Raw genomic sequence first — 13482 nt, 5'->3', positions numbered from 1 at the left:
CGCCGGCCCTTCCACTTGATTAGGACGTACACGCACTATACCTTTCGAGCGAAAGGACGTGTACCTACTAACTGGGTGTGACGGCACTCGGAAGGGAGCCGTGCCGTGAAACTCGTCGTCGCGATGACCGGGGCCACCGGCGCACCGATAGGCGTCCGGCTGCTCGAGGCACTGCGGGAGCTGGGCGTCGAGACGCACCTGGTCATCAGCAGATGGGCCCGGGCGACTCTGGCGCAAGAGACCGGCCGCTCGATCCGCGAGGTGCGGGCGCTGGCGTCGGTGCACCACAGTCCGGACGATCAAGGCGCAGCGATCTCCAGCGGCTCCTTCCGTGTGGACGGAATGATCGTCGTGCCGTGCAGCATGAAGACCCTGGCCGCCATTCGCACCGGCCATGGGGACGGGCTCATCGGCCGTGCGGCCGACGTGATGCTCAAGGAACGGCGACGTCTCGTCCTGGTGGCCAGGGAGACCCCGCTGTCAGCCGTGCACCTGGAGAACATGCTGGAGCTGACGCGCATGGGCGCCATCGTCATGCCGCCGGTACCGGCCTTCTACAACCGGCCCGCCACGCTGGACGACGTCGTCGAGCACATCGTCGCCCGCGTCCTCGACCAGTTCGACCTTGACCTGCCCACGGCGCGCAGATGGCACGGCATGCGACATGCGTCTGCCGGCCCCGAGCCCGACGGGGAGATCCGCACCGTATCGCCGGGTCAGTCCATCGATCCTTCGACGGATCCCGCCGGACTGTCAGTGCACACCGACCGGGCCGTCTGACGCTGCGCACCGGGTTCGCGGCCACACAGCCACCGCCCCCACCCTGCCTGGCCCTCCCTCCCCCCGCACCCCTGGAAAGGTCTGCCATGACACAGCACGGCATCGCGCTCAACTTCCGTGACTTCGTGGATGAGTTGCTCCGCAACGGCGACGCCATCGACGTCCGCAACCGGGTGAGCCCCACCCTCGAGGCCGGCGCGATCACCCGCCGCGTCTACGAGACCAAGAGCCCTGCCCCCTTGTTCAGCAACCTCACCGAGGGCGACCCGGGCTTCCGGATCCTCGGTGCTCCGGCCGGCCTGAACAGTCCCGGGCCCGGCACCTACGGCCGGCTCGCCGCACACTTCGGCCTGCCGCGCGACACCACACCGCGGGAACTGCTGGAACACCTGATCTCGGCGATGCACGCCGACCCCGTCGCTCCCCGAGTCGTCGAAACGGGCCCCTGCAAGGAGAACGTGGCCGTCGGTGACGCCGTCGACCTGGAACGCTTCCCCGTTCCCCTGCTGCACGCGCAGGACGGCGGCCGGTACCTCGGCACATACGGCTTTCATGTGGTGCGCAGCCCGGACGGCGCGTGGACGAGCTGGTCGGTCGCCCGCACCATGCTGAACGGGCGTAACAGCCTGGTGGGACCGGCCATGCCGCAGCAGCACATCGGCATGATCCACCAGATGTGGCGGGAGAGGGGTGAACGCACGCCGTGGGCGATGGTGCTCGGCGCGCCCCCCGCCGCGCTGGCAGCGGCCGGCATGCCCCTGCCCGCCCACGTCAGTGAGGACGGCTATGTCGGCGCGCTCACCGGCAGCCCCGTGGAGGTCGTCCGCACCGAGACCAACGGGTTGTACGTGCCGGCCAACTCCGAGATAGTCCTGGAGGGTTGGATCAGCCCCGACGAGACGGCGCCCGAGGGCCCCATGGGTGAATACCACGGCTATGCCTTCGCCGAGAACAAGCAGCAGCCGGTCTTCCACGTCGAGGCGATGACATTCCGGGACGACCCCATCCTGCCGATCTGCGTCGCGGGCCTGCCCCCTGAGGAGAACCACACCATCTGGGGCTCGATGATCTCGGCCACCAGCCTCGACGTCCTGCGCGCCGCCGGACTGCCGGTCTCCATGGCCTGGTGCTCGTACGAGGCGGCGACCTGCTGGATCGTCGTGGCCGTCGACATCCGCCGGCTGGCGGCGACGGGCATGGGCGAACGGGAGCTGGCCGACGCCGTGGCCGGCGTCCTGTTCGGGTCGCACACCGGGTGGCTGGTACCCAAGGTGCTCCTGGTCGCGGACGACATCGACATCACCGATGTCCATCAGGTCGTCTGGGCCATGGCCACGCGTTATCACCCCGGCACCGGCGAATACGTGTACCCGCAGGCGCCGGGCATTCCGATGGTCCCCTACCTCACCGAGCAGGAGGTGCGCAACGGCAAGGGCGGCAAGTCGGTCATGAGCTGTCTGCTGCCGGAGCAGTTCGAGGGCGTGAACCGGGGCCTCACCGCTTCGTTCGACCACTCGTATCCGGACGACGTCACTGCCCGCGTCCTCGCCGCGTGGACCGACTACGGCTTCACGACGACGTGACGGCCACCGTGTTGCCGCCCGGCCGGAGGGCGCCGGTGTCGCCTCGTCGAGCCGTCGGTCACTGACGGGCCGCTGCCTTGACCACAGCCGGGCTTTCTCCCGTCAGCTCGCAGACGCGCTGCAGGGGAACCCCGGCGGCCAGCGCCCTGCTCAGCAACGTGTCGCGACCGTCGGCGCAGTCGCGGTAGGCGAGCAGTTCCTCCTCGAGTGCGGCGACGGCCTCGGGGGCCGTCCGGTGACGCAGCTGGAGCAGTTCCTCATCGCTGAGCGGAACGGGCAGCCGTTCCGCGTCGGCCGGGATCGCCGCCGTCTCCTCGGGCGGCACCACCCGCAGCCGGGGCGAAGTCGCGGTCACGTCGTGAGCGGCGAGCCAGGCACTGACCGCCGAGGTGTCCATGCACGACAGTTCACCCAGTGCGGAGGGCACCACGCCCAGGTGCGCTGATGTCTCGTCAACGAGAAACAGGTAGGCGTCATCGGTCATCTTTCACTCCTCTTGTCGGCTCGTTCGCCGCTCGGCGTCCCTCTACCCCGTCTCGGCTCGCGTAGCGCCGCGATCAGCGACCGAGGTGACCAGGACGTATGCGGTCGACCGTGAACGCGTTGAAGGGGCCGACCGCCGCGGCGGTCGGCCCCTTCAACGAGCGTGGGAGCGGTCAGGTCACCATCGATACCAGCGGCCGCGACCGCCGCCCGTGGTGGTGGACCGCATCACGAAACCGAGCAGCCACAGCACCAGCACCGCCAGGGCCACCCACCAAAGTATCTTGAGGGCAAAACCCGCGCCGAAAAGAATCACTGCCAGAAGAAGAACGAGAAGCAGGGGAACCATAGTTATCAACCTCCTGGGCCACCGTGTGCCCCGCCGATCGACCACCATTCCCCGCCGAACCATTTGTTTGCCGGGGGGTATCGGGGGCATCAGCGGCTGCACCGCGAGTGCGGACCCCGAGTCGACGAGGAGGCGTGTTCCATGAGTGCCGGTGAGAAGGCGAAGGCGAAGACCGAGCAGGCGCAGGGCAAGGCCAAGGAGGCGGCGGGCTCGGCGATCGGCGACGACCGCATGGCCGCCGAGGGACAAGCCCAGAAGAGCAAGGGTGACGCCCGCGAGGCCAAGGAAAAGGCGAAGGACGCCTTCAAACACTGACGTTCTGCACACACCGAGGGCCTTTCCGGGAAGAACGGGAAGGCCCTCGACAAGTCCCCCGACTTGCCGAGGCGGCCCATCACGCGGCTCGCGCAGGCAAAAATCGCCGGCCCGGCGCCATGAATGGTCCTGGTCAGCCGCCACACGGCAATAGGCAGGTGACACGCCCGAGGGTTTCCGCGGGCCCCGAACCGAAGGCTAAGCCTTCGAGCCCTGCTTCCAGTCCTGGACGAGAAGCCCGAGCAGCACCTCGTCCAGGAACTCGCCCAGCACCCAAGCCGAGGAGCGCAGCACGCCCTCGCGGACGAAGCCGTTGCGCTCGGCGGCGCGCAGCATCGCGGCGTTGTCCGCCAGCGTCTCGATCTGCATCCGGTGCAGGCCGCGCACGGCGAAGCCGTAGTAGCACAGCGCCGCGACGACGTCCGTGCCGTAGCCCTTGCCGCGGGCGGACGGCAGAAGCCCCAGTCCGATGTGCGCGGACCGGCTGTGGTTGTCGATGCCCCACAGCGTCGCCGTGCCGATCAGCGTGTCACTGTCCAACTCCACGACGGAGAACGGAACGTGACCCTGCTCCTGGTCGTCCACCACGAGCCGCGAGTCCTTCGAGCCGGGGGTGATCGGCCGCCACGGCCGGCCTTCGGCCCGCGCGGCGTTGACCACGTCGTCGTAGAGTTCAGTGCGCAGGATCGGTATGTCGTCCTCGTGCCGGGCCCGCAGCCCGATCTTGTTGCCTCGTAGCATGCGAGCTTCCTATCCGACCGGGCCGAGGGGCGGCAATCCAATAAGTCACAGCAACGGCCGTCCGAAGGGGTAGGCCCGAGCCGCGCCGGCCGGTCCACACAGCACCTCCACGGCCGGGCCTCGGGTGTGGCTGGCTTCCCGGCGTGCCCGCGTGTGACCATGGCGCCATGACTTCGGCCTGCCAGGAGAAACTACACGTCACCGTGCAGGAGCAGGTGTTCGTGATCACGGTGCGTGGGGAGGTGGACCACGACGACAGCGAGGAGTTCGCCGCAGCCTGGGCCGCGGCCGACGAGGCCGGCCTGCCCGCCACGGCGGTGGACCTCACGCGCGTCACCTTCGCCGACAGCATGCTTCTCAACGCGCTTCTCGACGGCCGGCGCCGCCACGTGGCCGACGGCCGGGACTTCGTTCTGCTCGGGCCGCTGCAACCGGCCGTCGACCGCCTCCTGACCGTCACGGGCATGCTCGAGCACTTCACCATCGCGGCCACCGGCCCCGGTTCGAGCAGCTAGCGGCGGCGGGTGCTCCAGGAGCACGACGCACACGGGCGAGGGATTCGCCGACCTCGACCTGGACGAGCCCTACGGCTGAGAGTCCCCGTCGCTCAGGCGCTCCGGCTGCCGGCGTCCTCGGCACTGTCGTTGATCCGCAGGGTTGCGGCGCCGCAGAATGCCTGCAGCCCTTCCAGCAGGGCCGCTCGCTTCGCCGCCGGCATCAGTGCCAGGCCTGCCTGCAGTTCCCGCTCCCTGCGGGCGCGCAGGTCGGCGAGGAAGGCCCGGCCGCGGCCGCTGAGGTAGAGGCGTACTTCGCGCCGGTCGACGGGACTGATCTCACGCTCGACGAACCCGACGGCCTGGAGGCGGTCGCAGAGCCGGCTCGTCGACGGGGGTGTGGAGGCCAGCGAGTCGGCGAGGGTGCGCAGGTTGATGCCCTCATGGTGTTCGAGGATGAAGAGCACCCGCAGCTGGGAGGCGGAGACCGGTGCCGTCGACGCCCGGCCCCAGAGGACTTCCAGCAGCTCCGCGGCCGTGGAGGTCACACGCGCGGCCTCGTCGGACGGTGGGCGGGCACGGAAGGCAGTCACGGTCACACTCTCGCAGGCACTGGGACGGCTGCCACCCTACTCGCGGAGGCGAGCTCCCTCCGAATTCGGCGTCCGGCGACGGGCCGGTGTCGAGGCCGGGCGGCAACGCCCGGTCACCGGGCTCGGCGCGTCCCGCCGCCGGCCTGAGCATCTGACACGGCAGACGGCCGACCTGGATGACCAGGGGCGGAAGTGCACCGTGCTGCCACGGAGTTGGAGCAGTTCGCCTACGTCACCTCGCGCACATGACGAGCCGTGCGCGTCCGGCGTCGGCGCCGCGCGCGCACTCCCTGCACTCTTGTCACGGATTGATCACCCACCGGGTGAAAAAGGCACATTCGGGTACCGCTTGCCTGTCGCCTCGTCGGGTACAGCGTGTGGATGGGGGGCGACATCCGAGCGCCTGGATCTTACGGAAAGTGATGTGCTGGTGACCCGTCTCGGCAGGGCCGGACGCGACCACGCGAGGGGGGCACGCGATGCCCCGGATGCCGTCGCGCTGGACATCGCCGATGCCGTGGACAGCCTCACGGATCTTTGGTCGATGGCAGCCCAGGAGGCGGTCCCCCGCTTGTCCGCGCATCAGCTGCGTGCCCTGCGCGCGCTGCACGCGGAACCCGACCGGAATCTCACGGGTCTTGCCGAGCAGCTGGGGATAGGGATGCCGACCGCCAGCCGGCTGTGCGATCGGCTGGAGGCCGCCGGCCTCGTTCAACGCTCGGCGCATCCACAGAGTCGGCGTGAGGTGCGGCTGCGGCTCACAGGTCAGGGCAGTCGCGTCCTGGACGACGTGGCCGCCCGCCGCGCGCAGGCCCTCGCGGCCGTGCTCGCTTCCATGGCGCCCGAGGAACGCGCGGCGTTGCGGCGCGGCATGCGGGCGTTCCTGGCGGCGCAGGAGGAAGCCGACGCCCGGTGAGGCCCGCGCGCACCCTCCGGGAAGCCGCGCTCATGGTGCTCACCCGGTCGAACGGGCGCCCGTGGACGCAAGGGCCCGTCCGGTCCAGTCGACGCACACCACCGCGGCGTCCGCCATGAGCTGGCTGCCGCCGTAGTGCTCCATCAATCCGGAGACGACGGCGCGGGCAGCCTCGTGAGCGGGTGTCGGCCGGGTCGCGCTGAGGACCTGGCGCAGTGCGTGCTCGCCGAAGAGATCACCGACCGCGGAGCGGGTGCTGTGCACCCCGGTGCTGACGACGACGAGCCGGTCGCCGCGCTCGATCCGGAAGGTCTGTTCGTGGTATTCGGTCTCCTCGAACATGCCGAGCGGCAGCTGCGCCTCCAGTTCGATCTGCTCGGTCGTCCCACCGCGCAGCAGGTAGAGGCTGGGGGACCCGGCGTCGACGGCGCGGACGAGCCCGGTGGCCAGGTCGAAGTCGAGCAGGAGCGTGGAGGCGTACCCCTTGCCGCCGTACTGTCCGTAGACGGCCTGGTCCGCCAGGCATGCCTGGTCGGCCAGGCCGACACCGGCGCGGCGGGCGTTGCGCAGGGCTCCCACGGTGAGGCTGGTGAGCAGGGCCGCCTCGATGCCGTGGCCCATGCCGTCGGTGACGGTCACGGTGAGGTTGTCGGCACCGGTGGACCAGTCGAAGTTGTCACCGCCGATGGAGTAGGCGGGCTCCAGGTGGGCGCCGATGACGTACTCCTCGCGGGCGCATCCGCGGCCCGGCAGCAGCTGCCACTGCATTTCCGCGGCCAGGGTCAGACGGCGGGTTCGCCGGGCCAGGAGATAGAGGTCGGTGTCCCGGCCCGCCGTCGTCACCTCGTGCCCCAGCGCGGTGGCGAAGTCGGCGAGGCGGAGCACGGTGACGGGGTCCACGGTCTGCGCGGGCAGCCGTACGGAGAGGACTCCCAGCCGGTCACCACGCACGGTGATCGGCAGGTGCACCATGTGTGTCGCAGGGTCGCTGATCACTTCCACGACCGGGCTCTGGGCCACGAAGGCGCTGCCGGCCGGTCCGTCGTAGGCGGAGACGGGCTCTCCCGTCTGCGGCAGGTTCGTGACCGGCTGCAGGGAGCGCAGGCTGTAGTCCGCGAGGAGGAGGGTGGTCTCCAGGGCCCCGACCTGCTCCTCGAGGAGCCGCTGCGCGGTGGCGACGAGGGCGTGGGGCGGTACGGAACGCAGCCGGCTCTCCACCGACTTCGCTGGTCCAGCAGCATGCACGCCGTCCACCTTCTCCCCTTGCCTCGCGCGCATCGTCGTGCGAGCGGTTCCCTTTGCGACTGCCTGTCCGACAAGGATCGCGTCGTCCTGCCGGTGATGCAGTACGGCGGCCGGGGCACTTCCGGCGCGGCCCGCGCCGTACGGCAGCGGCGGTGCGGCCCGGGACGACGCTGCCGCATCCACCTCGTGCCCCCGTTCGGCCGCACTAAGCCGTACTGAACAGACCGGGACGTTCCGCAGACGGGCCCGAGAGAGGGCTGCGTGCGTCGCACCTCCTAGCGCGAAGCTGGAGGGAAGCGCCGGTCACTGCCCCCGCCAGTCGAGGCAGAGCACGAGTGCGTCGTCCTCCGGGACGGACCGGCCACGATGGCCCGTCAGCTCGCGCAGGATGGCCCGGGGGACCTCGGCGGCGGGCAGCAGGCGGGTGGCCTGGATCGCGCGGACGAGCGCCGCGTCGCCGTAGGCCTCCCCCTTGGGTGAGGCGGCCGCGTAGACGCCGTCGCTGACGAAGATCAGGCGATCGCCGGGCTCGACCTGGAACGGCTGGGCGACGTAGTCGGTCTCTTCGAACATGCCGAGCGGCAGCTGGTCCTCGAAGTGGACGCGTTCCACGACGCCGCCGCGCAGCCGCAGCATCTGCGGAGAGCCGGCGTCCACCACCCAGGCGCGCCCCGTGGCCAGCTCGAAGTCGAACATCAGGACCGACAGGAAGCAGCTGCCCCGGTAGTGGGCGTAGACGGCCTGGTCGGCCAGGGCGGCCTGGTCGGCGATGGGGATGCCGGCCCGCCGGGCGTTGCGCAACGCGTTGATGGCCAGATTCGTCAGCAGCGAGGCCTCTATGCCCTCCCCCATGCCGTTGGTGACGTAGAGCATGAGCCGGTCCGCGGTCGTGGACCAGTCGAAGTTGTCACCGAAGATGGCGTAGGCGGGCTCCAGCTGGGCGCCCAGCTCGTACTCGGGACCTGCGCACGAACGGCCGGGAAGCAGCTGCCACTGCATCTCGGCGGCCAGGGTGAGCCGGTCCTTGCGGCGCGCCTGGAGGTACAGGTCCGTGTCCCGCTCGGCCACGATCACCTCGTGTCCGAGCACCTCGGCGATCTCGGCCAGTTCGGCGAGGCACTCCGCGGCGTGCCCGCCTCCCGGCAGCGTCACCGACAGCACGCCGAGCCGGTCGCCGCGCACGGTCACGGGCAGGTGCGCGACCTGCGACGAGCCGTCGCGGAGGGTTTCCACGAACGGCTGCTGCGCACCGAAGGCCCGGCCGGCAGGGCTGTTGTGCACCGACACCGGCTCCAGGGTGTGCGGCAGGACCGACACCGGCTGCAGCACGGTCAGACCGTAGTCGGCCATGAAGAGCTCGACGGACCGCGCCGCGTACTGCTCCACCAGTACCCGCCGGACGGCGTCGAGCAGCTCATGGGGAGCCGCCGTGCGTACAGCACGTTCAGCGACCGAAAATCTGTTCACGACGAGAAAAACACCCATCCTTCACCGGCCCAGTTGCCGGACGTCATTCGGAGAAGTCGTTCGATGCGCACGGCCGGTTGTCCCGGTCGTCTGTGAGGGGCCCGCGCCCCCTAGTACGCTGACAACCGTCCCAGTGCCTGCGAGAGTGTGACCGTGACTGCCTTCCGTGCCCGCCCACCGTCCGACGAGGCCGCGCGTGTGACCTCCACGGCCGCGGAGCTGCTGGAGGTGATCTGGGGCCGGGCGTCGACCGCACCGGTCTCCGCGTCACAACTGCGCGTTCTGCTCATCCTCGAACACCACGAGGGCATCAACCTGCGCACCCTCGCGGGCTCCCTGGCCTCCACGCCCCCCTCGACGAGCCGGCTCTGCGACCGCCTCCAGGCCGCCGGGTTCGTCGACCGTGAGATCAGCCCCGTCAACCGGCGCGAAGTGCGTCTCCATCTCAGCCGCCGCGGCCGCGCCTTTCTCGCCGGCCTGCGCGAGCGGAGGCAGGAGGAGCTGCAGGCGGTGCTGGACCTGATGCCCGCAGCGAAGCGCGCGGCGCTTCTGGAAGGCCTGGAGGCCTTCTGCAAGGCCGCCTCAGCGCAGATACACAACCCCTCCCACACGGCTGGCGCGGACGCCGACAGCCGGTCCGCCTGAGACGGGCAGCGCGACAGCGGGTTCGCCGGCGCCCCGCGATGCCGGCGATCGGCGCGCGACGAGGCGCCCGCCCAGCGGAACATCCCAGATCCTTCCCCACACACGTGCCACACGGTTACTTTGTTGCCTCACAACTACAATTGTCAAACGGCAACAGTCACGGAGACCCTCCCCGACGACTGCTTGCGGTGCGGATACCCGGTTCGTGACCGAACAGCGCAAGCGTGGTGCACATCTCTGCACATGCCGAGCCTTCGACGGCGATCCTTCGACGGCGATCACGGAAGCCGGTGCGGGTGTCGTGGTACGCACCCCTGGGATGTCCCATGAACGCGCTGACAGCGGGTAAGCGGATCTGGCACAGGACGACGAAAAGTAGTCACCAGCGATCACACCGCACAGGAAAACATCATGGTCATCCCGCTTAGGAAGCAGGCGACGGATGAACACCACCCCGCGCCCCACCTGCGCTACGGCGTCATGTGGGGGCCGGAGGGGATGTCCATCGCCGACGCACGCCACGCCGTGCGCACCCTGCTCGCCCGGACCGGACACCCGCCGCATCAGCAACCGAGCCAGGACGCGCAGGTCGTGGTCAGCGAACTCGTCACCAATGCCCTGCGCCACGCGCCCGGGCCAGGCAGTCTGCTGGTCGAAGTCATCGGCGATCCCGCCCGGCTGCGCATCACCGTGCGCGACACCTCAGCCCGAAGTCCTCAACCGTGCGCCCCGGACGCACACCGGGTCGGCGGACACGGCCTGCACCTCGTCAGCCTGCTGTGCGACCGGCTGGACACTGTTGCCCTGGACCGCGGCAAGCAGGTCGTCGCACACCTCACCCTGCGCCGGACGGCCCCCTCGGGAGGGTGACTGCGCAGGTCAGGGGGGCGTCTGTTTCGGCGAACCCGTCGCCCTTCGCGAGGGCGGGACGTCTCCCCGCGGTCCGGCGGCACGGTGAGACGGTCGTGCGGCGGAATCGTCATGCGTGTCCGGGTCGGGGGCAGGGCGGCCGGGACGCTCACGCGGCACGGGCGGGGCGCTCACGCAGCACAGCGGTGCCCTGCCGGATCAGCTGGAGCGTACGGGGGAAGTCGCGCAGCCGGCCGGCCAGGGCGTCCAGGCCGCTCACCAGGGAGCGGGAGGGCACCGCGCGCACCTCGAGCATGTCCGCCGTCCAGGTGAGGAACCCGGTGAAGGCCTCGGGATCGTCGAGGAAGAGGGCGGTAGCCAGGAAGTCGACGATCTGGGCGACGTCCTCGGCGGTGCGTTCGCGCTGGGCGCCGCTGTAGTCGCGCATCGCGGGGAAACGGTCCTCCAGGTCGGCCAGCGACTGCTTGACGAGCCGGGCGCGGGACTGCACGACCAACGTGTACTCCTGGTCGTCCAGGTGCGGCAGGTCTTCCACCGCCTGCCGGATCACCGCCGCCCGGGGACGGCCGAAGCCGGCTTCGAGCACGGCCGCCGCGCCACGGGCGTCCGCCGCCCACCCATCGGCCCCCAGCGCCTGCGCGTAGCGGCCGTCCACGCCGAACGCGCGGCCGCCGGCCAGCACGGGAACGCCGACGGCCTGACAGGCGGTGATCGCGGCGTGCGCGTCCGGCAGGCGGGTGGAGATCGCCCCGGACAGCAGGACCGCTTCGCAGTGGGTCTGGTGCAGGTGGGCCAGCAGGTGCTGGGTCGGCGTGGGGGCGCCCAGGTAGTCGACCCGCCAGCCCCGGAGCCGGAGCACCTCGGCGACGAGGCGGGCGGGGAAGGAGTGCCACTCCCCGTCGACGCAGCTCACCGTCACCCGTCCCCGATGGGGTGCGCCGTGTTCCCCGGGCGTGCCGGAGTGCGCCAGCCAGGTGACGATCCGCTCGTCGATGGCGGTGGCGGAGTGCTCCTGCGCCACGGTCATCCGGTCGGCGGCCCACTCGACGCCGACTTTCTCCTGTAGGGGGGCGATCACGTCCAGCAGCAGCGTCTCCACGCCCGTCCCGCCGGTCAGCGCCCCTTGCACAAGGGCGATCGCCCCGTGCTCGTCGCCGTCGGTCACGGCCCGCCACAGCAGCTGCGTCAGCCCGGCGGTCGTGGTGGCGCGTCTCACGTGTTCCTTCCGTATTCCGAGCCGCCGTTGGGCGCGGGGACGACCGTCGGCGGGCCGTTCCTGGGGGCGCTGATGGCGACGGCGGCCATGTCGTCGTGGCGGCCGTGGCCCAGCCACTGGTCGGCCAGCATCCGCACGCGCTCCACGACCGCCTCCGCCGGCATGCCCGCGCATTCGGCGAGTGCGCTCTTGAGGCGGTGTTCACCGAAGAAGGCGTCGCCCAGCGGGCCGCCGCGGGCCTCGATGATGCCGTCGGTGTAGAGCAGGCAGGTCTCGCCCGGTGCGAGCACCGTCCGAGCGGTGTGTGCGCGCACGGTCGGCAGGGCGCCGACCAGGGTGCCGTGGGTGGGTACCTCCTCGACCGTGCCGTTCGCGCGGACGATGAGCGGCGTCGGATGACCCGCGCTGGTCAGCCGCAGCTCGGCCCGGCCGCCGCGGCACCGCACGGAGGCCAGCACGAGTGTGGCGAAGCGGGCGTGATGGGAGCTCAGCAGGGCGCCGTTGAGGAGTTGCAGGATGCGTTCGTGGTCGCCGGCCAGGGGCAGCAGGGCGTGGAGCGTGTTGCGGATCTTGCCGGTCAGGACCGCAGCCTCCAGTCCCTTGCCCGCGACGTCGCCGAGGACGACGAGGGTTTCCTCGGCGGGTCCGGCGCCGGGGTGTACGTCGTAGAAGTCGCCGCCGACGCGTTCGTGGTCCTTGGCCGCGCGGTAGCCGCCCGCGTAGTCGACTCCGTGCACGTGTTGCAGCACCGGCGGCAGCAGTTCCCGCATCAGGGTCGCCGTGACCGCGGCCTGCTCGGCGTAGAGGCGGGCGGCGGACAGAGCGGCACCCGCCCGAGCGGCGAACAGACGGGCGAACGCCTCCTCGTCCTCGGTGAATGCCTGCACCGTGCTGGAGCGCAACAGCACGAGGGCCCCGGCGGACACGCCGTGCCCGGGAAGCGGGGCGACCATCACGGAGCCGACCGGGCCGGCGAACCCGTCCGGGATCACCCAGTCGGGAAGGGCGGCGGGGTCTATCCAGCGGGCGGGCACCGGCGGAAACCCCTGCAGCGCCTCGCGCAGTCCCGGGACGGCCTCGATGTCGAGCCAGCTGGTGGTCTGGGTGACGGGGCCGCCCTGACGCGCGTGTGTCAACGGGTAACGCCGCCCCTGGGGCGGGCCGACGAGGACGGCGGCTTCCGCGAGGTGTTCCGCGGCCATGGCTGCGGCCACCTCCATGCAGCGCGGCAGGTTCAGCGTGGACAGCAGCTCGCTGGAGGCCCCGGAGAGGATCTCCGAACGCGACCGCGCGTCGTGCAGCGCCGTCTCGGCCAGGCGCCGGTCCGTGCCGTCGACGAGCCACCACACCACATCGGCGTCGACGCCGGGAGTGGGATGCGCCTCGAAGAACCGGTCACCGATGCTTCCCGTGACGGGACCGCACGCGTCGCTGCGCAGTCCGTCGACGACGCTCCGGTGGGCGTCCGACAGCCAGGCGGGCACTCTCTCGTACAGACAGTCGCCGCTGTCGGCATCGGGCATGAGCGCACGGGCAGCGGCGTTGAGCTGCACCATGCCGCCGTGCCGGTCGACGACCAGCACCGGATGGGGGGCGTCAGTCCACGTCGCGCCGACCGTACGGGCGGCGTCGGGCAGACGTGCGGGGGAACCGCTGGAAGCAGACACAATCGGAGGCACGCATCGTGCGCACCTCACCACCTTCCTGCTGTCGGAAAAAGATGTCGCACGGCAACAGTCCCGCATGGACGTCCACGGTGGCAAGCCGTCCCGGAAAAGGCCACAC

15 protein-coding genes are annotated in these 13482 nt (G+C 70.7%); 7 read left to right on the top strand and 8 right to left on the bottom strand.

Annotation, left to right across the window (positions count from 1 at the left end):
• Positions 1-105: 105 nt before the first annotated feature.
• A complete protein-coding gene (locus AC0B9F_RS17175; RefSeq protein ID WP_472003382.1) occupies positions 106-780 on the top strand; it encodes a UbiX family flavin prenyltransferase in 675 nt (224 codons plus the stop codon).
• An 86-nt stretch (positions 781-866) separates the two neighbouring features.
• Complete coding sequence (locus AC0B9F_RS17170; RefSeq protein WP_472003380.1) at positions 867-2363, top strand: UbiD family decarboxylase; 1497 nt, start codon at positions 867-869, stop codon at positions 2361-2363.
• 58 nt (positions 2364-2421) lie between these two features.
• On the opposite strand, the gene AC0B9F_RS17165 is transcribed toward AC0B9F_RS17170, so the two are convergent.
• Both AC0B9F_RS17165 and AC0B9F_RS17160 read right to left on the bottom strand, forming a co-directional pair.
• Positions 2422-2847 carry a DUF6003 family protein gene (locus AC0B9F_RS17165; RefSeq protein WP_472003378.1) on the bottom strand — a complete coding sequence of 142 codons (426 nt, stop codon included), beginning with the start codon at positions 2845-2847 and terminating at the stop codon, positions 2422-2424.
• A 177-nt stretch (positions 2848-3024) separates the two neighbouring features.
• Positions 3025-3195, bottom strand: coding sequence for a hydrophobic protein (locus tag AC0B9F_RS17160; RefSeq protein WP_472003376.1), 171 nt, complete (start codon positions 3193-3195; stop codon positions 3025-3027).
• Positions 3196-3336: 141 nt separating this feature from the next.
• Here AC0B9F_RS17160 and AC0B9F_RS17155 point away from each other — a divergent pair, with 141 nt between their 5' ends.
• Positions 3337-3510 (top strand): CsbD family protein, encoded by a 174-nt coding sequence (locus AC0B9F_RS17155; protein ID WP_472003374.1) that lies wholly within the window; start codon positions 3337-3339, stop codon positions 3508-3510.
• A gap of 198 nt (positions 3511-3708) precedes the next feature.
• Here AC0B9F_RS17155 and AC0B9F_RS17150 read toward each other — a convergent pair whose 3' ends face one another.
• Entirely contained in the window at positions 3709-4251 is a 543-nt protein-coding gene (locus AC0B9F_RS17150; RefSeq protein WP_472003372.1) for a GNAT family N-acetyltransferase, read from the bottom strand.
• Positions 4252-4418: 167 nt separating this feature from the next.
• On the opposite strand from AC0B9F_RS17150, the gene AC0B9F_RS17145 reads away from it, so the two are divergent.
• Positions 4419-4766, top strand: coding sequence for an STAS domain-containing protein (locus AC0B9F_RS17145; RefSeq protein ID WP_472003370.1), 348 nt, complete (start codon positions 4419-4421; stop codon positions 4764-4766).
• A gap of 92 nt (positions 4767-4858) precedes the next feature.
• On the opposite strand, the gene AC0B9F_RS17140 is transcribed toward AC0B9F_RS17145, so the two are convergent.
• Positions 4859-5344, bottom strand: coding sequence for a MarR family transcriptional regulator (locus AC0B9F_RS17140; RefSeq protein ID WP_472003368.1), 486 nt, complete (start codon positions 5342-5344; stop codon positions 4859-4861).
• A 424-nt stretch (positions 5345-5768) separates the two neighbouring features.
• Here AC0B9F_RS17140 and AC0B9F_RS17135 point away from each other — a divergent pair, with 424 nt between their 5' ends.
• The gene (locus AC0B9F_RS17135; RefSeq protein ID WP_472003784.1) at positions 5769-6254 is read left to right on the top strand and encodes a MarR family winged helix-turn-helix transcriptional regulator; all 486 of its coding nucleotides are present in this window, start codon (positions 5769-5771) and stop codon (positions 6252-6254) included.
• Positions 6255-6293: 39 nt separating this feature from the next.
• Here AC0B9F_RS17135 and AC0B9F_RS17130 read toward each other — a convergent pair whose 3' ends face one another.
• Together AC0B9F_RS17130 and AC0B9F_RS17125 are read right to left on the bottom strand one after the other, a co-directional pair.
• Positions 6294-7508 carry a PP2C family protein-serine/threonine phosphatase gene (locus tag AC0B9F_RS17130; RefSeq protein WP_472003783.1) on the bottom strand — a complete coding sequence of 405 codons (1215 nt, stop codon included), beginning with the start codon at positions 7506-7508 and terminating at the stop codon, positions 6294-6296.
• Positions 7509-7802: 294 nt separating this feature from the next.
• Positions 7803-8966 (bottom strand): PP2C family protein-serine/threonine phosphatase, encoded by a 1164-nt coding sequence (locus AC0B9F_RS17125; RefSeq protein WP_472003366.1) that lies wholly within the window; start codon positions 8964-8966, stop codon positions 7803-7805.
• A 147-nt stretch (positions 8967-9113) separates the two neighbouring features.
• Between AC0B9F_RS17125 and AC0B9F_RS17120 the strand changes: the two genes are divergently transcribed.
• Both AC0B9F_RS17120 and AC0B9F_RS17115 read left to right on the top strand, forming a co-directional pair.
• A complete protein-coding gene (locus AC0B9F_RS17120; protein ID WP_472003364.1) occupies positions 9114-9611 on the top strand; it encodes a MarR family transcriptional regulator in 498 nt (165 codons plus the stop codon).
• A 411-nt stretch (positions 9612-10022) separates the two neighbouring features.
• Positions 10023-10481 carry an ATP-binding protein gene (locus AC0B9F_RS17115; RefSeq protein ID WP_472003362.1) on the top strand — a complete coding sequence of 153 codons (459 nt, stop codon included), beginning with the start codon at positions 10023-10025 and terminating at the stop codon, positions 10479-10481.
• Positions 10482-10629: 148 nt separating this feature from the next.
• On the opposite strand, the gene AC0B9F_RS17110 is transcribed toward AC0B9F_RS17115, so the two are convergent.
• Together AC0B9F_RS17110 and AC0B9F_RS17105 are read right to left on the bottom strand one after the other, a co-directional pair.
• Positions 10630-11697 (bottom strand): cobalamin B12-binding domain-containing protein, encoded by a 1068-nt coding sequence (locus AC0B9F_RS17110; RefSeq protein WP_472003360.1) that lies wholly within the window; start codon positions 11695-11697, stop codon positions 10630-10632.
• The gene (locus AC0B9F_RS17105) at positions 11694-13364 is read right to left on the bottom strand and encodes a PP2C family protein-serine/threonine phosphatase (protein WP_472003781.1); all 1671 of its coding nucleotides are present in this window, start codon (positions 13362-13364) and stop codon (positions 11694-11696) included. Before AC0B9F_RS17105 ends, AC0B9F_RS17110 begins: the two co-directional genes overlap by 4 nt.
• Between the last annotated feature and the right edge of the window lie 118 nt (positions 13365-13482).

It is taken from the genome of Streptomyces sp. NPDC097129 (assembly GCF_055668065.1).
The sequence above is the reverse complement of the archived record's forward strand: the minus strand, read 5'-3'. Positions and strand labels throughout refer to the sequence as shown.

Excerpts from the sequence above, each read along its gene's own strand:
- AC0B9F_RS17170 (WP_472003380.1), top strand. The coding sequence starts at position 867 with ATGACACAGCACGGCATCGCGCTCAACTTCCGTGACTTCGTGGATGAG.
- AC0B9F_RS17165 (WP_472003378.1), bottom strand. The coding sequence starts at position 2,847 with ATGACCGATGACGCCTACCTGTTTCTCGTTGACGAGACATCAGCGCAC.
- AC0B9F_RS17160 (WP_472003376.1), bottom strand. The coding sequence starts at position 3,195 with ATGGTTCCCCTGCTTCTCGTTCTTCTTCTGGCAGTGATTCTTTTCGGC.
- AC0B9F_RS17155 (WP_472003374.1), top strand. The coding sequence starts at position 3,337 with ATGAGTGCCGGTGAGAAGGCGAAGGCGAAGACCGAGCAGGCGCAGGGC.
- AC0B9F_RS17150 (WP_472003372.1), bottom strand. The coding sequence starts at position 4,251 with ATGCTACGAGGCAACAAGATCGGGCTGCGGGCCCGGCACGAGGACGAC.
- AC0B9F_RS17145 (WP_472003370.1), top strand. The coding sequence starts at position 4,419 with ATGACTTCGGCCTGCCAGGAGAAACTACACGTCACCGTGCAGGAGCAG.
- AC0B9F_RS17115 (WP_472003362.1), top strand. The coding sequence starts at position 10,023 with ATGGTCATCCCGCTTAGGAAGCAGGCGACGGATGAACACCACCCCGCG.